This window comes from Roseivirga sp. UBA838, assembly GCF_002296035.1.
GTDB classification, from domain to species: domain Bacteria; phylum Bacteroidota; class Bacteroidia; order Cytophagales; family Cyclobacteriaceae; genus Roseivirga; species Roseivirga thermotolerans.
The window spans coordinates 172,523-196,754 of the sequence record NZ_DBHC01000042.1 but is presented as its reverse complement, the minus strand read 5'-3'; the positions used below and the strand labels follow the sequence as shown (position 1 = coordinate 196,754).

Genomic DNA, 24,232 nt, shown 5'->3' with positions numbered 1-24,232 from the left:
ATTTCTTTAATTTGCCCAAAATTTTACCGATGGCAAGAATACTTACTGGTATACAGAGTTCCGGAAAACCACATTTGGGTAATATTTTAGGTGCAATAAAGCCAGCCATAGAGCTATCTAAAGATGAGGGCAACGAATCGTTCTTCTTCATTGCCGATTTGCACTCTCTCACCACCATTAAAGACCCGAAAACTCGAATAGAAAACACCAATGCCGTAGCCGCAGCCTGGTTGGCATTTGGATTCGATACCAGTAAAAATACATTCTACAGGCAATCGAGAGTACCCGAAGTGTGCGAACTCAATTGGTATCTCAACTGCTTTACTCCCTTCCCTATGCTGGCCAATGCGCACAGCTTCAAGGATAAGTCGGATAGGCTTGCCGATGTCAATGCCGGACTATTTACTTACCCGGTACTTATGGCCTGCGATATTCTGCTCTACGATGCACATGTAGTGCCCGTGGGCAAAGATCAAAAGCAGCACCTGGAGATAACCCGAGACATTGCCAGTGCCATTAACCATCAGTATGGTGAAATATTTGTTTTGCCCGAAGCCAAAATCGATGAGCAAATTATGACCATACCGGGAATTGACGGGCAGAAGATGAGCAAGTCATACGGCAACATCATCGATATTTTTCAGCCCGATAAGGCCTTGCGCAAGAACATCATGAAAATTGTAAGCGATAGTACTCCGCTGAAAGAACCTAAGAACCCGGATACTGACAATACTTTTGCGCTCTATTCTATATTGGCCGATAAAGAACAAGCTAAAGCCATGAGGGAAAAATACCTGGCAGGTAATTATGGCTACGGCCACGCCAAACAAGAACTCTTTGAGCTGATTGTTGAAAAATTTGCCAGGGAAAGAGCCCTATACAACGATTACATGAACAACCTCGATGAATTGGAGAAGCAGCTCTCTATTGGTGAGGAAAAGGCCAGAGTAATTGCCCGGGAAGTATTACAGCGATTTAAAAAAGCCATTGGCTTTGCCTAGGTCTTGCTTTCAAGGCACATTTTCCGCCCAGCTTTGCACCAAACATGGCGTTGCTGCGTTGAATTAGCAGATTTAAGCACCATGAAGAATTTTATAATCGCCCTTGCTTCTGTACTGATAATTTCGGCTTGCGACAATTCAGGCGATGCCGAATTTACCGGCAACCAGATTAGCTATCAATTAATACCCGGCAATGTTCAGGGCAACGAAACCACAGGCACATTGCTTATTCGTGAACGAACCGGTGGTGTGGCTCAGATAGAAATTACCCTAAACGGTGTATTTAACAATGCCAATCACCCGGCACATTTACACTACGGAAGTCTCGAAGATAATGGCAGTATAGCCACCATGCTCAACCCGGTAGTTGAAGTTGACGGTGTAGGCCAAAGTATAACCCTATTGAGTAAGCTGGAGAATGGAGAGTCTATTACCTATAGTGATCTTCTGGTGTTTGATGGAAGCGTCAAAATTCACTTTGAGGCCTCTGGACCTATGAAAGATGAAATTTTGGGAGCCACCAACATTGGCATTAACGGCACACAAAACCAGAGCTACCTAAATGGAGACAGGTCCATAACCCTCTGTAATTCAGAGTTCTAATCTATCGAACTACCAATCGCTTAGTCATTTGTCGGTTTTTGCTGGCAATTCTGAGCACGTAAGTACCGCTGGCCATTTGCGGAAGATCTAACTCTTCTATAGACTCGCTTGCCACCGTATACTCCCAAACCACCTGACCCCACAAATTAATTAATAGCAATTGTGCTCCGGGCTCTAAAGTAGCTCCCTCCTCCACCAACAGCTTTACATGGCTTCCCGATGGCGCAGGGTTTGGATATACTTTAACAGACATGGGTTGGCCTTCATGGTTAACCACATCTACCCCTACCACTTCCGAATAATCAGAAGCTCCATTAAAATCTACCTGTTTAAGGCGATAAAAGACATGGCCGAAGCCGGGGCTTTGATCAGTAAACTGATAATGAACCGATGTGCCAGAGCTGCCCTGCCCGTCTACGGTGCCAATGGCTTTAAAATCGTAACCTGTTTTGGAGCGTTGAATCTCAAAATAACTATTGTCTACCTCGCTCGAGGTAGTCCAGTATAGTTTTACCTGTCGGTTGACTGCTTTTGCTTTGAATTCAACCAACTCTACCGGCAGTCTTTGCATGTTGTTATCCATGGCATAAAGTACTCCCCAGTTATCTCCATTGTTGATGGTGGCTGTATTATTTACTGCATTCACCGTACCTTTTTGGGCCCAGTCCATAAATGAAGACCCTATTGGCTGCCTATACAAAGTAGCCACCAGATTAGATTCCGTACCCACCACATCGCCATCAATATAGGTATAGCTGGCACTAAAGTTAGGAACGGTCATGTCATTGCCTGTCAAAGTCCAGTATCTGGATATATAGTCAGCCGCAGCCGTACCGTCATCATCCCCCCCCCTGAGCGGTGTTGCTTGTACTTCGATTGGGGTGAGCCGCATCGGTTACGCTAAACTCTACATATGGATTGGCTCCAAGTGTGGCCGAATGCACCACAAAAGAGCCAATGGGCGAATAGTTGTTATTGTCTCCAATAGGTAGACTCAGGTCATCTCCAAAACCACTATAGTATTTTCTGACCACTCCCGATCCATTTTGCCGAATCCAGTTGCTGCTGCTTCCTCCGGTTATGGAAGCTCCTGTGGCCAGTTCCAGATCGAAATTCCCCAACACAGGGTCTCCTTCCGTAATGGTCAACACACCATTTACCCGAACATCAGCCACTAAGTTGAGGCGTTGATAGTCTCCCGTACCCAGGTTTACCACCACATTGTAGTAATCATTGGCGGTGCTGGTGGTAGTTCGCCATTGCTGACTATGGGTGGTGCCTGCCCAAACTACGGTATTGCCTGTTGCGGAAGCAGTAAAGTTGGTAATCGTAAAATTAGAACCCGAACTATTGTTTCCTGAATAGGTAAATGTTGCTCCCGTTCCATTGATAAAGCTGCCGGAACCTGTAAGGGTATTGCTCACTGTTAGCTGGCCTGTATTGGTATAACTAGCCGGACTGTTAATCACTATGTCGCGTATGGTAAGCGGGTTACTGCCCCCAATGGTGCCTGAGCTACTGGTGAGGGTATACACACTACTTCCGTAACCGGGATCTCCTGTAAAGGTGCCGTTATTGGTAATATTTCCACTGATTGTAATATTGAGCGGTTGAGTCACATTCCAGTTACCTCCAGAATTAACCAACACAGAACCAACAGACTTTGTACCGGTAGAGCTGTTAAAGGTCATTGTACCATCCAGCACCGCAGCTCCTGTCATGGCCAGGTTTACGGAATTAATAAAAAGCTCTCTACCGGAAGCCACGTATAATGAATTGCCCGAAAGCGATCCTCCTGTAAAATTAGCTGCTCCGGCATTGAGATTAAACGCCCCTCCAACAGAAATAGCCGCTCCATTGGCTGTGACATTCGCACCAGAACCCACATTAAAATCGCCAGTAGTTGTCCAGGTACCTTGCGAAAGCGTGAGAGACACATTTTGCAAGCTTACCGACCCGGCATCGATGGTAGATGATGCTCCGTTGAGAAAGAAGTCTCCTCCCGTTACGGTTATGGCTCCTGTTACATTCACATCGCCATTGTTGTGGTCATACTCTCCGGCCGAAAGATTCATATTACCTCCAATATTCACCACAGCCGAAGCATTATCGGGAGTAAGTTCTCCCCCACTTATATTCACATTATTACCAATATTGAGAGTTACGGCATTGACTTGTAAAATACCACTTTGAATAGTCAGGTCATTACCCACCGTAAGGCTGCTACCAAAGCTCAGGTTGCCACTCGACTTGTTCAATACCAGATTGTAATAGTTACCTGAAAATGCCGTAGGGTTGCCATAGCCCGTATAGGTGATGGTATTTCCCGTAGCCGCTGCATTAAAGGTTGTTACCGCAAAAGGCCCACCATTTTGCAACTCCAGCTGGGCGCCAGCACCATTTGTAAAAGCACCCGTTCCGGCCATGCCGTCTCTAATCTGTAGATTACCGGTATTGGTATAATTGGATGGACTGTTGAAATTGGCTTGAAAAAGACTAATAAGCCCGGAACCGCTAATACTTCCCGAAGCAGAATTGAAGTTAAACTGTGTGCCATAGGCCGTATTGGTAAATGTGCCATTATTCACCAGGTTTCCGGCAAAATTATATGTACCGCTTGAGGCATTCATGGTCATAAAGCCTCCACTGTTGTTTTGTACATTGCCCGAAAAATTAAAAGTATTGGATGAGCCGTTGAAGGTGGCTGTACCACCATTATTCACAGTCAAATTCCCGCCAATAGTCCATGTGGATCCGCTACCGGCATTTAAGAAACTACCGGCAGAGTTTACAGTTACTGCTCCAAAGGTGCGTGTTCGGGAAGAACCTGAAACGGATATGGTTCCGTTCACTGAGGTGGCTCCTGCGGTTTGAAAAGTCAGTGCACCTATATTAAGAGTAGCCCCCGAATTTACTGTGAGAGACCCCAGGTTATCGAATACATGATTGGTATTAAAACCCGACAGAGTAAAAGTGCCGGTTGCTGTTACAGAGCTATTAATAGTAAGGGTACGGTTGCCGCTATAGTTAATGGTGCCCGACTGTAAAATGAGCACATTGCAATCTTCATTGTTAGATATGGTAATGGTATGGCCCGATTGTATTGTCACCTGATCATCTCCATCCGGTCGACCATTGGCATCACTACCGCTTACCAGCGTCCAGGTATTTCTATCGCGCCATTGCCCAGACCCTGCAGAAACAAACACCCCTTGCGCCTGAGCCATATGGGCAAGCGCAATCAGAAGCAATAAACCGATTAAAGACTTCGACATTTAGGTGAAATAATACAAGCCGCTGACATGTACGAAAACCGCGCACTTTCAGATGGACTTATGACCAAATTTCTTTTGTTTTTTTAACGACAAAAAATTGTATTTGAAAAGTGTCGCTATAATTACCTGAACGGCAACAAACACCCTACCTGCATAGTTCGAAATTTACCTTATTTTTGGGCTGTATTGCCCTTTTTAGGACTTTCAACACCACAGAAAATTTGGAATAAAACCATATCGAATGAATCCATTACTGACAATATCAAATTCGCTAAATAATCCACCTGCATTTTCCAAAATCACCAATGATCATTTTAAACCTGCTTTCGAACAACTCATTGAAAAAGCAAAAGCAGAAATTGATAAAATCGGTGCATCAGAGGCGCAACCTACCTTTGAAAACACCATTGAAGCGCTGGAGTTTGCCGGTAAAGATCTGGACAGAGTAAGTGCCATATTCTTTAACCTGAACAGTGCTGAAACCAACGATGAAATGCAGGCCATTGCCCGAGAGGTATCGCCCATGCTTACTGAGTTTTCAAATGACATATTGTTGAATGAACAGCTTTTTAAGCGTGTTAAAACTGTTTACGATCAACAAAACAGGGAAGACCTATCACCCGAAGCCCAAACTCTGCTCGATAAAACATACAAGAGCTTTACAAGAAACGGAGCTTTACTTTCCAATGAAAAGAAAGCCAGGCTTAGAAAAATTGATGTTGAACTAGCTCAGTTATCTCTGGAATTTGGGGAACACGTTTTGGCAGAAACCAATAAATATGAACTGGTTCTTGAAAATGAAGCCGATTTGGCCGGTCTGCCCGACCAGATTAAAGAACAAGCTGCGGAAACCGCAGAAAACAAAGGCTATCCGGGTAAATGGGTGATTACCCTTGAATACCCCAGCTATGTGCCATTTATGACGTACTCGGCTAGAAGAGACCTGCGCGAAAAACTAGCGAAGGCTTTTGGCTCTAAGGCTTTTAAAGGCGATGATTTAGACAACCGGGAGATTGTAAAGCAAATTGTGAAGCTCAGGAATGAACGTGCAAAACTACTGGGCTATAAAACTCATGCTCATTTCGTATTGGAAGAGCGCATGGCTCAATCGCCAGACAAGGTGATGGATTTTTTAAGTGAATTGGAAAAATATGGTAAGCCCGGAGCTCGCAGAGATGTGGAAGAAGTGGCTGCGTTTGCTCAAAAGCTAGATGGCCTGGAGAAGTTAGAAAAATGGGACTTTGCCTACTATTCTGAAAAGCTCAAGAAAGAAAAATATAATGTAGACGATGAGCTTTTGAAGCCCTATTTTCAGTTAGAGCATGTGGTGGAAGGCGTTTTTAAAACTGCCGAAAAGCTTTTTGGAATTCGCTTTATCGAAAACCCATCGATAGACCGTTACCACAAAGACGTAACCGTTTATGAGGTAAAGGATGAAAACGACAACGATGTAGCTACTTTCTATGCCGACTTTTTTCCCAGAGCAGGTAAACGTGCCGGGGCATGGATGACCTCATATGCGGGACAGTATAAAGATGAATCAGGCAATCATCGTCCATTGGTTTCAATTGTGTGCAACTTCACTAAGCCAAGTAAAACCACCCCCTCCCTCCTTACCTTCAATGAAGTAACTACCTTGTTTCATGAATTTGGACATGCCCTGCACGGTATGTTGGCCAATGGCACTTACGAGAGTCTTTCCGGAACCAGTGTGTACTGGGACTTTGTGGAGCTACCTTCTCAACTCATGGAAAATTGGTGCTATGAAAAAGAATGTCTCGACCTGTTTGCACGCCATTACAAAACCGGTGAGAAAATTCCACAGGAGTATATTGAACGCATTAAGGAGAGTGCCAGCTTTATGGAAGGTTATCAAACCATGCGCCAGCTAAGCTTTGGTATGTTAGATATGGCCTGGCACGGTACAGAAAACCTCGAAGTAGAAAATGTGGCAGCCTTTGAAAGTGACATTATGAGTAAAACCGATGTTCTGGCACCCATTGAAGGCACCAATATGAGTTGCTCCTTCTCTCATATTTTTCAGGGAGGCTATTCGGCCGGATACTATAGCTACAAATGGGCCGAAGTGTTGGATGCAGACGCCTTTGAATACTTTAAGGAACATGGCATATTCAACCGTAGTATTGCCGATAAGTTCAAAGAGCATGTACTTTCGGCCGGTGGTTCTGAACACCCAATGAAGCTATACAAGCGCTTTAGAGGTCAGGAACCCGATGTGAAGGCACTATTGAGAAGAGCCGGATTACTTCAATAGACCTTGAAGCAACCACCTGCATACATATTGCCCATTATTGTATTGGCTCAATTTGCCGGCACTTCACTTTGGTTTGCCGGCAATGCCATTTTACCACAAATTCAGGAATCGTGGGGGCTTCCCCCCAATAGCATTGCTCTGGTTACTTCCAGTGTAATGTTAGGCTTCATTAGCGGCACACTACTGTTCGCACTAAGCTCTCTGGCCGATCGGTTCAGTGCCTCTAAGGTGTTTTTTATATGTGCCTTGCTGGGTGCAGCACTCAATGGTGCCGTACTGTTTACAGGACAGTCGTTCGAATTGCTCCTGTTGTTTCGTTTTCTTACAGGTATTACCCTGGCCGGGATATACCCGGTGGGGATGAAAATTGCCTCCGATTGGTTTGAAGGCCGATTGGGCAAAGCCTTAGGTTATTTGGTCGGTGCTCTGGTCATGGGTTCTGCCTTTCCACACTTACTCAACCACCTGGGGGGCGGCTATGACTGGCAACCGGTAATGATTGGAACCTCCACCCTTGCCGTTTTTGGGGGAACGCTCATTTTCTTTTTTGTGGGCGATGGTCCCTCACGAGTCAAATCGAATGGATTTTCGATGAAACAGGCTCTTCATGTATTTAAAAAGAAAGAGTTTCGCCATGCTGCATTCGGCTACTTTGGCCATATGTGGGAGCTTTACACCTTCTGGGCATTCTTACCCCTGGTTCTTGGACATTACTCTGAAGCATTGCCCTCCAGTTTATGGACCTTTGTTGTGATGGCCATGGGTGCCATTGGTTGTGTAACAGGTGGGTACTGGTCAGTGAAAAAAGGAAGTGACCGGGTAGCCTATGCTTTTCTTATGACCTCCGGGACCCTTTGCCTCATCTCTCCATTATTATTCTCTCTGCCTCAATGGCTTTACTTAATCGCCCTTTGTCTATGGGGCTATGCCGTTATTGGCGATTCGGCACAATTCTCCGCTCTCAACGCCCAAAAAGCTCCCACAGAACTTAAGGGTACTGCGCTTACTTTGGCCGTTTCTATCGGCTTTTTTCTTACCATTCCGAGTATTCAGATGCTGCAATTTCTGAGTACATTCCTACCCGTAGAATGGTTACTATTCACCTTATTCATTGGGCCTTTATTTGGGCTCATATATACCCGCAGACTCTTTAAGACCCCTTAATATCCTTTAAATGTTTGGGTGGCAACATCCAGCCCCAAAGCCTTTAGCTCTCTGGCTGTCATTTCAATCACATTTACATCGAGCGGAATCGGCTCTAAAGGAGCATTGTTTTTATCCTTCTCCTCCTTTACGATGCGATCAACCAAATCCATTCCCTTAATCACTTGCCCATAGATCATATAATTACCGTCAAGCCGTGGAAGCCCCTCCTTATTCTGCACAATGTAAAACTGACAAGCCGCAGATAGTTTACCGGGGTTGTTATCTCTTCCTGCACCAAAAGCTCCGTAAATATGCTTATGCCCGGCTTCAAACTCCGGTTCCAACAGATGCACCGAGTAGGCAAAGCCTTCCGGAGTATCGGGGCAACCACCCTGAGCTACAAAGTTTTCAATAACCCTATTGAAGGTATAATCATCGAAATATCCTTCGCGAGCCAGCTCTAAAAATGCCGCCTTATGCTTGGGTGTATCGTCATATAACCAAACCAGAATTTCACCAAATCGGGTGTTAATTTGGGCCACTTCGTATCGTTTAAGGGGTGCTGAACCCAGAAGTAAAGCGGCTATCAGGGCTACAAAATACTTTTTCATGACACCAATATAAGGCATAATCTTAAGGCATGCATTGGATTTGAGAAGGCTCCATTGTTTCTTTGAGCATGGAATTGGATGGAACAGCACCGGTAAAAATCGGTATTATCACAGTATCGGACCGAGCGAGCGAAGGAAAGTACGAAGACCTCTCAGGTCCGGCCATTATCGACACACTCAATGACTACCTCATTACTCCCTGGGAACCCATTCACCAGATTATTCCTGATGAACAATACCTTATTGAAAGCACCCTTAAGCAAATGGCAGACAAAGAAAAATGCTGCCTTATTGTGACCACAGGAGGTACCGGGCCGGCTCCACGCGATGTTACACCTGAAGCAACCGAGACGGTTTGTGACAAAATGATGCCCGGCTTTGGCGAACTTATGCGTCAGGTAAGCCTTCAGTATGTGCCTACGGCCATTCTTTCGAGGCAGACAGCCGGGATCAGAGGCAGTAGCCTTATTATTAACCTGCCCGGCAAACCCAAGTCTATCCGCGAATGTCTGGATGCCGTATTTCCGGCCGTTCCATATTGCATAGACTTAATCAATGGCCCGTACCTGAAAACAAAAGAGGAAGTTATCAAGGTATTTCGACCAAAGGCCTAAGACATCCGTTCTTAGCCTTGGCAAAATCAATAAACATACTAGAGGGTACACTATTTAGGAGAGGGCACCCAAGTGGGCTCACCGTGATAGAAATTGCCCGAGGTGATTTTAACAAAACTTCCATCCACTAAATCGATGGTATAGATTTGATCTCCATCGCTTGCAGTGGTTCCGTGAAAAGCAATTTTTCGGCCACTGATGGACCAGGCAATTTCCTGTTCAGAATATACTGTATTGGTAATTCTTTCAAGTGCTCCATTGGCTGTGGTGTACAACCAAATATCCCACTGCAATTCTTCCGCATCTCCTGCTAAGCATAGGGCCAATTGCTTTCCATCAGGAGACCAGCTTGAATATTTTGCCATCAGCGGAAAAAAGCTTATCTGCTCTAACTCCATACTCTTCAAGTCCAGAATAAAGAGCTGATTAGTACCTGTTCGGTCAGAAATGAAAGCCATTTTTTCAACGTTAGGAGAAATACTAAAGCGTCCGTTGTAGCCCTCATGGTGAGTTAGTTGTTCTGGATTACTTCCGTCTATATTGGCCCTCCAAATATGAGTCGTCTCCCCTTCCGAAACCGTATAGAAGATAAAACGACCATCGGGCGACAACTGATAGTTATCTAGATCTGAAAAAGGAAGCGTATCAGTAGTTCCTGTCCTCAAATCCATAGACAATACGTTAAAGTTTCCCAGCGAATCGTTGGAGTAATAGATCAGTTTATTCAGCGTTGCATTCCATTTAGGACTTTGGTCATAACCTGGGCTGGAAGTAAGTCTTTCTTCCCACTGCCCAAATACATCGGCACTATATAAATCAGCATTTCCATCCGATATTTTAAGGTATACCAGCCTTTCTCCCATCTTTGATGAGTTGCCACTACATGCGGCCAGTATCATTAATAGACAAAAGAACAAGGGGTGTTTCATAGTCGGCCAATCAGAAGTCTCTATTTCGGCTTAAATTGGTAAAATATGTGCGCATTAAAGAGACAAAACTTTCTTTCCTTTTTGTATGTTGCTACATGTATAACCGAATTTTATGAGCAATCCCATCATTAGAATAGAAGCCCTTCAATTTCCCTGGCAAACGCAAGACCCTTTTTTGTTTTGCGCCTATCACAACGATAAATATCCGCGAGGAAATGGGCACCTTGGGCCGTTTGGGGGAACCAGCGGCAGAAATATTGGATCCGATTTTAGTGCTAAAGACGGTTGGAGCATGTATCATGGAGAAAGCGTCCCGGGTTTTCCGGCCCACCCGCATGCCGGCTTTGAAACCATAACCATTGCCGAAAAAGGACTGGTAGATCATTCGGACTCTTTAGGAGCAGCCGGTAGGTTTGGCAATGGCGATGTGCAATGGATGACCGCAGGAGGAGGCGTTCAACATGCCGAAATGTTTCCGTTGCTCAAAGAAGATGCAGAAAATCACTTACTGCTCTTTCAGATTTGGCTTAACCTTCCGGCTAAAAGCAAAAAAGTACCGCCTTACTTTGGAATGCTTTGGAATGAAGACATTCCTATAGTGGAGTTTACCGACAGTCGTGGAGCATTGAGTCGCATTAAAGTAATATGTGGTGAATTAAACGAAGTGAAGCGTTATGCGCCTGCGCCAGATTCGTTTGCGGCCAACCCTGAAAACGATGTAGCCATTTGGTTGATTGATATGGCTCCAAATGCCAGTTTCACCCTGCCCGCCAGCCGCAAAGACACCAACCGCAGCATTTACTTGTATAACGGTGATTCGCTCGATGTAGAAGGTGCTGAGGTACCGGCCATGCATACCGTAAAATTAAAAGCCGAACAAACCACCAACTTGCAGGCCTCGGCCAGCGGTGCAAAACTACTTTTACTTCAGGGCAAACCCATTGGTGAACCTGTGGCTAAGTATGGCCCTTTTGTGATGAATTCACATCAGGAAATTCAGAATGTCTTTGCTCAGTTTCAGCAGACTGAATTCGGTGGCTGGCCCTGGCCTTCTTATGCCCACACACATGCTCCCGATCGGGGTAGGTTTGCCTTGCATGCCGATGGAAGGCTGGAAGAAAAAGGCTAAAGGGCTATTTAGGTAGATTTCTAATCTCACAGGCCTGAAGAGAGCGTCTGGAAAACTTTGTAAGCGTCACACTGAGCTTGCCTGCCTGTGGCAAAGGCAAGTTTCAGAGTGATTATAGCAATCAAAAAGCATTTGATTTCGGAACCTTCCCGGCCCATATGAGCAAGCAATTATCATTGCTTGCGAGAAGTAAGAGGGCATCTTAAAAGCGAGTTGGCTTACTTAAGCGGCACGGCCTAGCTTTGGCCATTTGCCACCACTGGTGTCTTCACAAATGGCTCTTACTGAGATGGACGTAGCCTCCACCGGAAGTCCTTCTAATCTATTAGTCGGCAACCAATCGGTAAAGTCCGCCCCCTTCTACTCCAACATACAAATAACCGTCATTGCCCATTTCCACATTCCTTACCCGGCCAATTCCTTCGGCTATTTTCTCTTCTGCCACCACCTCATCATCTTCTACTACTAAACGCACCAAATAATTGAACTTAAGAGAGCCAACAATGATATTACCATCCCACCCTTCATAATTCGATTGATGAACAATGGCCATTCCACAGGGAGCTATAGAGGGCACCCAGTAAGTAATCGGTTGTTCCATTCCGGGGCGAGTAGTTTCATCGGTAATTGGCGAGCCACCATAATTCACCCCATAGGTAATTACAGGCCAGCCATAGTTTGCCCCTTTCTTTATTAGGTTAAGTTCATCGCCACCCTGAGGGCCATGCTCATGAGACCAAATAGCTCCGGTTTCGGGGTGCATGGCCAACCCTTGCGGGTTGCGGTGTCCATAAGAATAAATGGCTTCCTTAGCTCCCTTATGCCCAATGAAAGGGTTATCTGCAGGAATTGAACCGTCATCGTTCAAGCGGTATATCTTTCCTCCATCTCGTGTAATGTCTTGAGGGTTCCCATCCCTATTTCCTCTATCACCAATGGAGAAGTAGACATGATTATCGCGGTCGAAGGCAATTCGGCTGCCGAAATGCTGGCTGGCTCGTGTATTCGGACTTCCTTTGTAGAGTACCTCATGGTTTTCGAAGGCCGAACCGTTCCACTGAGCGCGGCTCAGCGCAGTCATGGCTCCATCTCCATCACCTTCATTGCTGGCATAGGTAAAGTATACCCATCGATTGTTCTCAAAATTGGGGTGCAACTCAATATCCAGCAAACCACCCTGCCCTCTCACTACACTAGAAGGCCCTCCGGCTACATTGTCATTGACAATCTCACCATTTTCGAGAAGCACAATCCTACCTTCCTTTTCAGTAATTAAAATCCGGCCATCGGGCAAAAAAGCCATTCCCCACGGGTTCTTAAGCTTATCGTTTACCAGCTCGGCTTTTACTCTTATTGGTTCAGTATCTTTTTCGGTGAGAGGTACATCGTTAGGCCCTGCCGTGCAGGCCAAAGCTGATAACCATACGGTGGTAAAAAGAAGTGATTTTATTCTCATGGTTTTATTTAAGGTATACACAATAAACGCAATGAGGCTTAAAAATGGTTTTAAAAAAACTGTAAATGGCATGATGGATAATTTTAAGCAAGTATGCCTTGCTGCACTAACAATACCAAAGCTCCATTCATACCATTATTGACCACTCAACTCAATTGATGTTTTAATAAAATGATAAAGCCTATATTATTGATGGCCAAATACAAACAAACTATGAAGAAACTCTACCTATCTATGCTGCTTGTGCTGCTAAGCTTCTGTGCTGTAGCCCAACAGCACAAAGCCAACTTTAAGGCGGCTGAGAAGTTTAAGTCGACCAACATCCGGAACATGCTTAAAAGCACCCGGGTAAGCCCGCAGTGGTTTAAGGACAGCGATAAGTTTTGGTATACCTACACAACCACCAATGGAAAAAACTTTTATGTGGTTGATCCGGCCAAAAAGACCAAAACGCTCATGTTCAACAACAAAGACTTTGCTGCACAGCTGAGTGAATTGACCCGTAAGCCATGGAACTACCTGGACCTTGATCTGAAAGGGCTTGAACTGGAAGATGATAACCGAACGCTGACCTTTATGGTAGATAGCATCGACTATCATTTCGATCTTAACACCAAGCTCATCACCAAAGGAGATTCAACCGAAAAAGCTCCTAAGCGTAATAACTGGGCTACCTACTCTCCTGATAGTACCTGGATTTCTTTTGCGAAGAATCATAACCTCTATCTTATGAAAGCCGATGATCCTGATTCGGTTGAAATTCAGCTTACCGAAGATGGCGAGCGTTGGTTTAGCTATGCCTGGGATCAGGGTGATACCGCTAAAGACAAAAAGAGTCGTGCAAGAGCCCGGTGGTTCGAAGATGAAAGTAAGATGTTTGTGAACCGATCTGACTCCCGCAAGGTAGGTGAGCTATTTGTAATTGACGAACTAAAGAACCCAAGACCGGAAATTGAGATCTATAAATATGCCATGCCGGGAGAGCAAGAAGTGCCTCAGGAGCAGTTAGAGCTCTTTGATGTGGCCACACGCACCCGAACCATTCTGGACATTGACAAATACACCGACCAAACTATAAGTGCTTACCTGCCGGGTAAAACCTCCGACAAGATGTTCTTTACCCGAATGAACAGAACCTCTGATACGCTGGACGTATGTCGCGTAAATACGGCTACGGGAGAGGTAACTACACTTTTTACCGATGTAAACCACCCTTATTTTAACTGGAGCTATCAGCAATTGGCTATACTCAACGAGGGTCAAGAACTCATCTGGTGGTCTGAGCGCAACGGTTGGGGACAATTGTATCTGTACGATGGCAACACCGGAGCCCTTAAAAACAAAATCACTAACAGCGGATACTTTGTGACCGGCCGAATACAACAAATAGACACGGTAGGTAGAAAGGTATACTTTGAAGCGCGAGGTCGTGAGCCGGGAGTTGACCCATACTATGCCCTAATGTATAAGGCTAATTTGGATGGAACTGGCTTTAAAGCATTGAGCACTGAACCGGCCAATCATTTTATGAGCATGAGCGAGTCGAGCAAGTACTATGTAGATAACTTTTCGGCTGTAGACATGGTACCTCAGTCATATTTAAAAGACAACGAGGGCAACATAATAATGAAGCTGGAAGAGGCTGACATGACTCTGCTTAATCAGGCAGGCTTTAAAATGCCGGAACGCTTTAAGGTAAAAGCAGACGATGGCATTACCGATCTGTATGGCGTAATGTACAAGCCCTTCGATTTCGATTCAACTCGTAAATACCCCATCATATCTTACGTATATCCGGGACCACAAACGGAGTCGTTCGGCAACGACTTTAGTATTACAGGCGGCTACAACACCGCACTGGCTCAGCTAGGTTTCATTGTAGTTTCTATGGGCCACCGTGGCGGTAGCCCCATGAGAGATAAGTATTACCATACTTATGGCTATCAGGACTTGCGTGACTACGCCCTCAAAGATGACAAGCGATCGCTTGAGCAACTGGCGGAACGTCATTCATTCATAGACCTGGATCATGTAGGTATTTTTGGGCACTCCGGTGGTGGTTTTATGTCTACAGCCGCTTTACTCACTTACCCCGATTTCTATGATGCCGCAGCTTCTTCGGCCGGTAATCATGACAACAACATTTATAACAAATGGTGGAGCGAAACGCACAATGGTGTAAAGCGTGTGGACAAGAAAAAGAAAGACAAGGATGGCAACGAAACTACGCAAACCACATGGAATGCCAAGATTGAAACCAACCAGTCATTGGCCAAAAACCTGAAAGGTCACTTGTTGCTAACCCATGGTACGCGCGACAATAACGTGCATCCGGGCAACTCTTTGCGCGTAGCCGATGAGCTGATGAAAGCCGGCAAACGCTTCGATTATATGCCTATTCCGGGTTCGCGCCATGGTTACGGTAGCAAAAGAGACTACTACGAATACATGATGTGGTATTTCTTTGCCGAACACCTTTTGGGCGACTACCGAAACAATGTAGACATAGACCTGCCCGATGATAACTAAGGGTTACAGAAGGCATAACCTAACAAAAAAGCCCGCTCTGACTTCAGAGCGGGCTTTTTCATGTCTTTATGATTAATTTATGGGGTTACTCATTTAGATCGCATTTTGTTAGACCCAGTATACTAGCCATAAACTGTGTACTCACAGCGTCTTTTAACAACCATTTGCGAAAACATCAATGGTGGCAAAATGTCACAACATGCGAGAGAAGTAAGAAAGCCTATAACCTCAATTACTTTGCTCTCCAGGCCACCTGCTTGGCCGTATTACCCACTGTAACAATGAGACGCGTTGGTCCGGGTACCAATACCAAACGTACCTCCTGATCGGGGAAGTCATCTACCTGAACCGGAACACCCTCTCCATACTCCACATCGTAGCTATATCGGCCCTGATTGTCTTTTTGGTTTCTGATATAGTTTTTGGCAAAGTAGGCAATTGGCAAAAGTACCTCGTTATCGGGGCAAAATTCATCGTGAACCAGTGCAATGGCCTCTTCCAAATCGGCACCAAACTCCTCTATAAAAGCATCTTCCAAGTCGTGCAGCTCCTCTTCCAGATCATCATAACGCTCATCGTTATAGTCCAACTCGTCTAATTCGTTGATTTTATCTGCAATCAATGCAAAGTCCCTGTTCAGTTTATCTACGTCCATGAATTATCGTTTGTGTGCAAAGCTGTTGAGTTCATTTTTAACTTCCAAACTCTCAATAGAAAAGCTGGGAAAAGGAGGCCACTAATCCGATTTTTTATGAAGTGAAATGCCCTACCCAAAACCCAAAGGATTACTTCTTGTCATATATTCACCGGCAATTCCTTTTTCCAATCCAAATGGACATCTATTTTTGAAGTGTATTCAGAGACTCATTTTTACAAGTAATAATAAACCACATGCATTTGAGTTTTTCACTTAACAACTCTGATGTGCACCACGCTTAAACTGAACGTATGATCACCGAACAAATACAAGCAAAAATAAATACCTGGCTCAATTCGGGCATTGATGAAGACAGTAAAGCATCGATAAGAGCCATGTCTGATACCGATCTGGCCGATGCGTTTTACAAAGACCTTGAATTTGGCACCGGAGGCCTTAGGGGTATAATGGGTGTAGGTTCCAACCGAATGAATAAATACACTGTTGGAATGGCCACTCAAGGCCTGGCCAATTACCTGAAAAAATGCTTTCCGAATGAAACGGTAAAGGTGGCCATTGCTCATGACAGCCGAAACAACAGCCGTTTTTTTGCCGAAACAACAGCCGCTGTTTTTTCGGCCAATGGCATTCACGTCTACCTGTTTGAGGAGTTGAGACCTACCCCGGAACTCTCCTATGCGATTAGAAAGCTTGGGTGCAAAAGTGGTGTGGTACTAACTGCTTCGCACAACCCCAAAGAATATAATGGTTATAAAGCCTATTGGGAAGATGGTGCTCAGGTAATATCCCCTCACGATAAGAACATCATCAAGGAAGTTCAGGCTATTTCCGGAGTAGAACAGGTAAAGTTTGAAAAAGATGATAGCAAGATTGAACTTATCGGACGGGCAGTTGATGAGGCCTACATCAATGAAATTTTGAACCTCACTCTTAATGCTGAGGCAATTGAGCGACAGAACCAACTCAAAATAGTCTTCTCTCCTATTCACGGCACTGCCATCACCCTGGTGCCCGAAGTGTTAGAGCGCAAGGGCTTTAAAAACGTTACGGTGGTAGAAGAGCAGGCTACTCCCGATGGTAATTTCCCAACGGTGGTATATCCCAACCCGGAAGAACGAGAAGCCATGAGCATAGCCCTGGCCAAAGCCAAAGCTATAAATGCCGATCTGGTGATGGCCACCGACCCCGATGCCGACCGTGTGGGAATTGCGGCTAAAAACGATAGCGGGGAGTTTGAGATTCTTAATGGAAATCAGGCCGCCACCCTACTCATCTACTACCTGCTTACTCAGTGGAAAAACAGAGGCAAGCTGGATGGCCGGCAAATGATTGTAAAAACCATTGTAACTACTGACCTTCTGGATAAGATAGCCACAGGCTTTGGGGTTGATTGCCCCAATACCTTAACGGGTTTCAAGTTTATAGCCGCTCTCATTAGAGAATTGGAAGGTAAAAAGGAGTTTATTGGTGGTGGAGAAGAAAGTTATGGCTACATGATCAGCGACTTTGTGCGCGACAAGGATGCCATTGCTTCATGTGCCATGCTAGCCGAAATGTGTGCATGGGCCAAAGACCAGGGGCTCTCCGTTTTCGACCTGCTGGCCAAAATCTATCGGGAATATGGATTTTATCTGGAAGACCTCATTTCCATTACTAAAAAAGGCATGAAGGGAGCAGAAGAAATTCAGCAAATGATGGCTGATTTCCGGGCCAACCCTCCCGCAACACTGGCGGGTCAGCAGGTGGTCAGAAGCATTGACTATCAGGCTTCAATAAGCAAAGATCTGATAACTGGCAATGAGACGACAATTGATTTACCAAAATCTAATGTACTTCAGTTTTTGCTTCAGGATGGCTCCAAAGTATCGGCCCGGCCATCAGGCACAGAGCCAAAAATAAAATTTTATATAAGTGTAAACGCGCCTTTAGCCAACAGCGAAGCCTACCAACAGGTAAAAGAGAGCCTAAAGGCCAAAATAGAGCATATAAAAGCTGATTTAAAACTATGAGTGCTATAATAGAACCATTAATAGAGCTTTATCAAAGGGAGTTAGATACGCTCCTGAAAGAAGTAAAATCATATAAAAAGGAGGAAAACTTGTGGCTGACTGGAGGCGACATTGCCAACAGTGGCGGTAATTTGGCCCTGCACCTTTGCGGCAATCTCAGGCATTTTATTGGGGCCATTTTGGGTGGTAGTGGCTACATTAGACAGCGTGACGATGAGTTTAATCTCAAAGATGTAAAGCGATCGGAGATCATAGATCAGATTAAACAAACCCGAAAAATTGTAACCGAAACCCTTGAAAACATACAAGAAACTCAGCTTTCTGAGGTTTATCCTGTCAATGTTTTTAACAAGGAAATGAGCACCCTCAGTTTTATTTATCACCTCTATGGTCACCTTAACTACCACTTGGGTCAGCTCAATTATCATCGCAGGCTCTTTGATAAGTAATCGTTCATGTTCGAAAAAAACGTATCGCTAAAGTCGTACAACACCTTTGGTATTGAAGCCAAAGCGTCCCATTTCTTCACCTTTCGGTCGGTTGACCAATTGCAGCAGGCGCTTGAGCAAAGCGCAGGCATGCCCATTCTCGTATTGGGCGGAGGAAGCAATGTGTTGCTAACGCGCGATTTTGAGGGACTGGTTTTAAAAAACGGGTTAAGGGGTGTAGAACTCCTTGAAGAAACAGAGGAGCACTACTATGTAAAAGTTCAGGCTGGTGAAAACTGGCATCAGTTTGTACTAAAAGCCATTGAAAACGGTTGGGGAGGTATTGAAAACCTTTCGCTTATTCCGGGTACTGTGGGGGCAGCTCCCATGCAAAATATTGGTGCATACGGTGTAGAAATAGAGCAGGTATTCGATCATTTAGAAGCCCTGGAGATTGCCAGTGGCCAACTGAGGCGATTTAACCATGCCGAATGTGCTTTCGGCTATCGCGAAAGTGTCTTTAAAAAGGAACTTAAAGGCCGTTTCATTATCTGCTCAGTTACTTTCAAACTCACCAAAGCCCATGAGTTCAACACTTCCTATGGAGCCATACAGCAAACCCTTGATGAAATGGCAGTAACGCAGCTGAGCATAAAGGCTATTTCAGATGCTGTTATCAAAATAAGGCAAAGTAAACTCCCCGACCCCACACAAATTGGTAATGCAGGCAGTTTCTTCAAAAATCCTTCAGTAGATAAAATTGATTATGAGGGTTTAAAGGCGGAGTTCACCAATGTACCGGGCTACAATCAGCCGGATGGTAAAGTGAAAATCCCTGCAGCCTGGCTCATTGAGCAAGCCGGATGGAAAGGAAAGACTTTTGGCAATATTGGGGTGCATAAACTACAACCACTGGTTTTAGTAAACTATGGTGGAGGAAATGGAAATGCCATCAAAGAGTTGGCTTTTGATATTCAAGCTTCAGTAAGTCAAAAATTTGGTATAGAGCTGCACCCGGAGGTTAATATTATTTAGCATAGGCTTATATAAACTAAAAAAACCCTTCAATACACGTAGTACTGAAGGGTTTTTATGGGACTCAATGCTCCTTAGGGTATTCTAACCCAATCACTAGTATTCTAAAGCTCTCCGGCCTGTATTTTCTTGGCTATGGCCTGACACTCATCCAATACTCTTAGCAGATTTCCACTCCACAACTTGGCTATCTGCTCCTCGGTATAGCCTCTTCTTACGAGTTCGAGCGTCACATTAAAGGTCTCTGAAGCATCGCTCCAACCTTCAATACCCCCTCCACCATCGAAATCGGAGCTTATGCCCACATGCTCAAGGCCTATCTTTTTCACCAAATAGTCGATATGATCTACAAAGTCGGCTACATCAACCGGTGGAGCCACTGCATTAACTTCTTTCTCAATGGTTTCTCCGTGCTTCTCTCTAAAGGCAGAGAGCTGCTCGTAATAGGATTCCCGATCTTCGGCCGACATTTCTCTCAGCTCACTTCTGGATTTGATCTCAAAGCCTTCTTCACCGGCAATTCGCTCCATCACTTCATTCATCTTTTCACTGTGCAAGCGGTTCTTTTTGGCATTTACGTAGCTCTTAAACGCCACGGTCTGAATTACCCCTCCATTCTCTTTCAGCATCATTAGTTGCTCATCGTCCATGTTTCGGCTCACGTCATTCAAAGCTCTGGCCGAAGAGTGCGAAGCAATTACCGGAGCTTTACTCAATCGCATGGCTTGCATATTGGCCTCTTTGCTAGGGTGTGACAGGTCGATCATTATGCCCCACTTGTTCATTTCGGCCACCACTTGTTTACCAAAATCGCTCAATCCATTATGTAACCAAACAGAGTCTCTTTCGCCCGTGTTAGAGTCGCTCAGCTGGCTATGACCATTGTGAGAGAGCGACATGTAACGCGCACCTCTATCGTAAAATTCCTTCACCCTGTCTATTTCCATTCCCAGCGGGTAGGCATTTTCCACTCCAATCATGGCTACTTTTTTTCCTGCGGCTACAATTCTGCGCACATCGTCAGAGGTGTAGGCCAGCTCAATTTTATCCGGAGCAATTTCTTCGCACAGTCTGTGAATGGCTTTGAATTTGTCATCGGCATTTTCATAAGCTCGGGCATATCCCTCCTCAGAAAGTTCTCCCTGTCCGGTATACACCACAAACCAGGCTACATCCAGCCCCCCTTCTTCCATTTTTGGCAGGTTCACCTGCGTGGAAAGGCGCTGAGTGTAATTGGTTTCTTCTGTAAAATTGGTGGTGTTGATGTCGTCATGCGTATCGAGCGTAATTACCCGGTCGTGAACACCTTTGGCATAATTAATTAGCTCTTCTTCTGTCATATTGCTCACATCAGTGGTTTCCTTTTCTTTGGGACCACACGACCAAAAAATGAGTGTAGCCGAAGCCAGGCTTAAAAATCGTTTTATCATGTTTGTTTTAAATTAGGTTGAATTCTCCCTTGAATCTAATCACTATTATGACTTTCTGAGAATACAATTCTTTCAATGGTCATAAAAAAGGAAAAGCAACTACCTCTGGTTGACAGAGATAGTTGCCTGAAAAGTGTATGTATGGGGCGTGTATTTAAACCCTTACCTGCCCTTGGCCATATACATAGTATTTGTTGGTAACCAACTGTTCGAGGCCTAATGGCCCCCGGTGGTGAAGCTTGTCGGTACTTATGGCCAGTTCGGCCCCCACACCCATCTGCCCACCATCTGTAAATCGGGTGGATGCATTATGGTAAACGGCTCCACTGTCTACCCTATCCATAAATTCTCTGGCTTTAGCCATATCGTTAGTCATAATGGCAGAAGAGTGGCCACCAGAGTACTTGTTGATTTTCTCTATGGCCTCTAATTCGTCACTCACAAGCGCTACGCATGCTTTGAGTGCCAAAAACTCTTCATACCATGTTTCTTCATTTTCTATTACTTGTTCATTGGGCAATACTTCTTTTACCTGCTCATCGACCAGCAAAGCCACTTCAAATTCATGTAATGCCTTTTGCAGATGAACTAGCTTCTTCTCAAGATCAGGCAATCTCTTGTCGATCAATATTTTATCTAAAGCATTGCAGGCCGATATCTTATCGGTTTTTGCATTGAGTATTACCTTAATGGATTGTTCCCAGTCGGCCGTATGGTCCACATAAATAAAGTTGTTGCCTCGCCCCGATACCAATACCGGGCAGGCCGCATGGTCTTTCACAAATTGAATCAACCGCTCACCACCGCGAGGTACAATCAGATCTATGGGCTGAGTAGGATTCTTGAGAAAGGCCTGTGTTTCTTCTCTTTTCAGGTTGAGTAATTGAATATACTCGTCAGAAAGGCCATTGAGCCTAAGGGCTTTGTGCCATAGATCTACCAACACTTTGTTGGTATGAATTGCCTCTTTACCTCCTTTAAGCAAAATTTTATTATTGGCTTTAAAAGCCAATACAGCCGCCTCTACCGTAACATCGGGTCTGGACTCATAGATGATCATAATGGTACCGAAGGGAGCCGTTTTATTGACTATCTTCAGTCCATTGTCGCGCTCTACTTCCGATAGTGTTTTACCCACCGGGTCTTCCTGCTCCCTCACCTCTTTTACGGCTTTTATCATTCCATCCACTTTATTATTATCGACCACCAGCCGATCATACATGGCTCTATCGTCCTTGTTAAAGGCTTTCAAGTCCAGCGAATTGGCCTGAATGATTTCAGCTCTGTGCCGGTCGAGCAATTCTATAACTGTATCTAAAACTTTATTCTTTATATCTGTATCTAATAAATTCATTGTCAATATTTTATGATGTAAACTTTGTACCTACCCGTTTGCCTTCCACAATATCCAGTATCACGCGTTCACGCTTTCCATTGGCTATGTAGGTGGTAATGTCTTTAGCGGCCGCACCTTGGGCAATTTTAAGTTTGGAGCCCATTCCTCCTCTACCTTCTGCCTCGCCCTTGCCACTTTCTCGTATGTAGTGGTCCAGGCGTTCATCGGCCTTTACCTCTCTAATTATTTTTGTGCCATCATCATCTGGGTGGCCATTGTAAAGGCCATGGGTATCGGTCAGAATAATGAGCATATCTGCGCCTATTAATTCTGCTACCAGACTGGCCAGCTCATCGTTGTCGGTAAACATGGAGTGCGAAACTGAGGTGGCATCGTCTTCATTGGCAATGGGTATTATACCCTCTGAAAGTAGCCCCTCGTAGCAGTTAATCATGTTTTCTCTCCATACTCCCGGGTTAAAATCTCGTTTGGTAGCCAACACCTGAGCGCATTTCATGCCGTAATCATGGAATGTTTCGTAGTACTGGCGCATCATGCGGGGCTGTCCTACCGATGAAAATACCTGTCTTCGGGTGGCCTTATCTTTTATATTGCAACTGCCCACTACCTCTTTTCCGGAAATCACCGAACCCGAAGAGATGAGTACGGAAAGAATATCCTGTTCATACAGCTCCGCAATTTGCTTCACTATTTGATGAATGATGGGTCTTACTAATCGGTTGTCTTTATTGGTGAGTACGTTAGTACCCACTTTAATTACTATTCTTTTCTTTTCTGATTTCTCCAAAACCTATTTTTCTACTTCTTCAAGTTGTTCTTTCTCTTCTTTAGTTTGTCCCAGCTCTACGGCCCGGTTAAAAGCAGCGTAAGCCGCATCATGAATCAGCTCTTTTACATTGTTATCTTCTAAAGAATCCAGAGCAGCCTGGGTAGTTCCTCCTTTAGAGGCCACTCGTTTCATCCAACCGTTGGGCGATAGTTTGTTTTTGTTAAAGAGCTCAATGGCTCCCTCAAAGGTGGTGCTTACCAACACTTTTGCATCGTTATCAGAAAAGCCCATGCTCTTGGCTGCTTCCATCATGGATTCCATAAAATAGAACACATAGGCAGGACCACTACCGGAAATACCCGTGGATGCATCAATAAACATCTGTGAATCGACCCTAACCGATTTTCCCGTGGAGTTAAGTAAGTCTTCAACCATCCAGAGTTCAATGCGTGAAATTTCGGGAGCCGCCAGGTATGAGGTCATGCCCTTTCCTACCTGAGCCGGAAGGTTAGGCATGGCTCTAACTACCTTATTAATGCCCAAACCTTTCTGAATGGTTTCTATGGTTACTCCGGCCATTATCGAAATGACCAACTGCTGATCGTTCATCATTTCCTTCATTTCGGCCATAAGCTCATCGTTGTGATAAGGCTTGACAGCCAAAAAAATGATATCACTCACAGGCAAACTTTCTTCCAGGGTGTCATATACCTCAAAGTTTTCATTAGCCTTCTTTAAGGTTTCCCTCAATTCAATAGACTTATCGTAGACCATTAGGTCTTCTTTTTTCAGGTAGCCCGACTTTCCAATAGCCGAGGCGTAAGTGAGGCCCATATTACCTGCCCCAATAACTAGTACTTTCATAATTTATTTGTGATTAAAAATGAATGATGGTTTGACAAATGAATTGACAATAGCTTTCAGCCCGAACATGAAAATGCCGGGATCAGAGAAAGTATTTCAAAGCATCTTAACTTC

General features: G+C 44.7%; 20 protein-coding genes. 10 read left to right on the top strand and 10 right to left on the bottom strand.

Annotated elements, in window-relative coordinates:
- The first annotated feature begins 29 nt into the window (after nucleotides 1-29).
- Together trpS and B3O12_RS15900 are read left to right on the top strand one after the other, a co-directional pair.
- A complete protein-coding gene (gene trpS, locus B3O12_RS15905) occupies nucleotides 30-1,001 on the top strand; it encodes a tryptophan--tRNA ligase (RefSeq protein ID WP_286757023.1) in 972 nt (323 codons plus the stop codon).
- An 81-nt stretch (nucleotides 1,002-1,082) separates the two neighbouring features.
- Nucleotides 1,083-1,604 (top strand): hypothetical protein, encoded by a 522-nt coding sequence (locus B3O12_RS15900; protein ID WP_286757022.1) that lies wholly within the window; start codon nucleotides 1,083-1,085, stop codon nucleotides 1,602-1,604.
- Between the two features lies 1 nt (nucleotide 1,605).
- On the opposite strand, the gene B3O12_RS15895 is transcribed toward B3O12_RS15900, so the two are convergent.
- Nucleotides 1,606-2,496 (bottom strand): T9SS type A sorting domain-containing protein, encoded by an 891-nt coding sequence (locus B3O12_RS15895; RefSeq protein WP_286757021.1) that lies wholly within the window; start codon nucleotides 2,494-2,496, stop codon nucleotides 1,606-1,608.
- Nucleotides 2,444-4,879 carry a beta strand repeat-containing protein gene (locus tag B3O12_RS15890; protein ID WP_286757020.1) on the bottom strand — a complete coding sequence of 812 codons (2,436 nt, stop codon included), beginning with the start codon at nucleotides 4,877-4,879 and terminating at the stop codon, nucleotides 2,444-2,446. The genes B3O12_RS15895 and B3O12_RS15890 overlap by 53 nt, the downstream gene beginning before the upstream one ends.
- Before the next feature lie 241 nt (nucleotides 4,880-5,120).
- Here B3O12_RS15890 and B3O12_RS15885 point away from each other — a divergent pair, with 241 nt between their 5' ends.
- Together B3O12_RS15885 and B3O12_RS15880 are read left to right on the top strand one after the other, a co-directional pair.
- The gene (locus B3O12_RS15885; protein ID WP_286757019.1) at nucleotides 5,121-7,154 is read left to right on the top strand and encodes a M3 family metallopeptidase; all 2,034 of its coding nucleotides are present in this window, start codon (nucleotides 5,121-5,123) and stop codon (nucleotides 7,152-7,154) included.
- Between the two features lie 3 nt (nucleotides 7,155-7,157).
- Entirely contained in the window at nucleotides 7,158-8,318 is a 1,161-nt protein-coding gene (locus B3O12_RS15880; protein ID WP_286757018.1) for an MFS transporter, read from the top strand.
- Here B3O12_RS15880 and B3O12_RS15875 read toward each other — a convergent pair.
- Nucleotides 8,315-8,911, bottom strand: coding sequence for a peptidylprolyl isomerase (locus tag B3O12_RS15875; protein ID WP_229838718.1), 597 nt, complete (start codon nucleotides 8,909-8,911; stop codon nucleotides 8,315-8,317). The two genes, B3O12_RS15880 and B3O12_RS15875, sit on opposite strands and share 4 nt — an antisense overlap.
- A gap of 68 nt (nucleotides 8,912-8,979) precedes the next feature.
- Between B3O12_RS15875 and mog the strand changes: the two genes are divergently transcribed.
- Complete coding sequence (gene mog, locus B3O12_RS15870) at nucleotides 8,980-9,525, top strand: molybdopterin adenylyltransferase (RefSeq protein WP_189631100.1); 546 nt, start codon at nucleotides 8,980-8,982, stop codon at nucleotides 9,523-9,525.
- A gap of 50 nt (nucleotides 9,526-9,575) precedes the next feature.
- Here mog and B3O12_RS15865 read toward each other — a convergent pair whose 3' ends face one another.
- Nucleotides 9,576-10,388 carry a TolB family protein gene (locus B3O12_RS15865; protein WP_286757016.1) on the bottom strand — a complete coding sequence of 271 codons (813 nt, stop codon included), beginning with the start codon at nucleotides 10,386-10,388 and terminating at the stop codon, nucleotides 9,576-9,578.
- 178 nt (nucleotides 10,389-10,566) lie between these two features.
- On the opposite strand from B3O12_RS15865, the gene B3O12_RS15860 reads away from it, so the two are divergent.
- Nucleotides 10,567-11,583 (top strand): pirin family protein, encoded by a 1,017-nt coding sequence (locus tag B3O12_RS15860; protein WP_286757015.1) that lies wholly within the window; start codon nucleotides 10,567-10,569, stop codon nucleotides 11,581-11,583.
- Nucleotides 11,584-11,908: 325 nt separating this feature from the next.
- Here the strand turns inward: B3O12_RS15860 and B3O12_RS15855 are convergent, their stop codons facing one another.
- Entirely contained in the window at nucleotides 11,909-13,111 is a 1,203-nt protein-coding gene (locus B3O12_RS15855) for a PQQ-dependent sugar dehydrogenase (protein ID WP_286757014.1), read from the bottom strand.
- Nucleotides 13,112-13,252: 141 nt separating this feature from the next.
- Between B3O12_RS15855 and B3O12_RS15850 the strand changes: the two genes are divergently transcribed.
- Nucleotides 13,253-15,568: a S9 family peptidase gene (locus B3O12_RS15850; protein WP_189631097.1), complete on the top strand. Its 2,316-nt coding sequence runs from the start codon at nucleotides 13,253-13,255 to the stop codon at nucleotides 15,566-15,568.
- Nucleotides 15,569-15,800: 232 nt separating this feature from the next.
- On the opposite strand, the gene B3O12_RS15845 is transcribed toward B3O12_RS15850, so the two are convergent.
- Entirely contained in the window at nucleotides 15,801-16,223 is a 423-nt protein-coding gene (locus B3O12_RS15845) for a hypothetical protein (protein WP_189631096.1), read from the bottom strand.
- Nucleotides 16,224-16,516: 293 nt separating this feature from the next.
- Between B3O12_RS15845 and B3O12_RS15840 the strand changes: the two genes are divergently transcribed.
- Genes B3O12_RS15840 through murB form a run of 3 tightly spaced genes read left to right on the top strand, consistent with a single transcriptional unit; the run spans nucleotide 16,517 to nucleotide 19,698 of the window.
- Entirely contained in the window at nucleotides 16,517-18,235 is a 1,719-nt protein-coding gene (locus tag B3O12_RS15840) for a phospho-sugar mutase (RefSeq protein ID WP_286757013.1), read from the top strand.
- Nucleotides 18,232-18,684: a DinB family protein gene (locus B3O12_RS15835; RefSeq protein ID WP_189631094.1), complete on the top strand. Its 453-nt coding sequence runs from the start codon at nucleotides 18,232-18,234 to the stop codon at nucleotides 18,682-18,684. Before B3O12_RS15840 ends, B3O12_RS15835 begins: the two co-directional genes overlap by 4 nt.
- A gap of 6 nt (nucleotides 18,685-18,690) precedes the next feature.
- Entirely contained in the window at nucleotides 18,691-19,698 is a 1,008-nt protein-coding gene (gene murB, locus B3O12_RS15830) for a UDP-N-acetylmuramate dehydrogenase (protein ID WP_286757011.1), read from the top strand.
- Nucleotides 19,699-19,802: 104 nt separating this feature from the next.
- Here the strand turns inward: murB and B3O12_RS15825 are convergent, their stop codons facing one another.
- The 4 genes from B3O12_RS15825 to proC form a co-directional block, all read right to left on the bottom strand.
- On the bottom strand, nucleotides 19,803-21,128 hold the full coding sequence (locus B3O12_RS15825) for a dipeptidase (RefSeq protein ID WP_286757010.1): 1,326 nt from the start codon (nucleotides 21,126-21,128) through the stop codon (nucleotides 19,803-19,805).
- A gap of 154 nt (nucleotides 21,129-21,282) precedes the next feature.
- A complete protein-coding gene (locus tag B3O12_RS15820) occupies nucleotides 21,283-22,482 on the bottom strand; it encodes a glutamate-5-semialdehyde dehydrogenase (RefSeq protein ID WP_286757009.1) in 1,200 nt (399 codons plus the stop codon).
- 10 nt (nucleotides 22,483-22,492) lie between these two features.
- Nucleotides 22,493-23,272: a glutamate 5-kinase gene (proB, locus tag B3O12_RS15815; RefSeq protein WP_189631090.1), complete on the bottom strand. Its 780-nt coding sequence runs from the start codon at nucleotides 23,270-23,272 to the stop codon at nucleotides 22,493-22,495.
- Nucleotides 23,273-23,275: 3 nt separating this feature from the next.
- Nucleotides 23,276-24,118 (bottom strand): pyrroline-5-carboxylate reductase, encoded by an 843-nt coding sequence (gene proC / locus B3O12_RS15810; RefSeq protein WP_286744993.1) that lies wholly within the window; start codon nucleotides 24,116-24,118, stop codon nucleotides 23,276-23,278.
- Nucleotides 24,119-24,232: the final 114 nt, after the last annotated feature.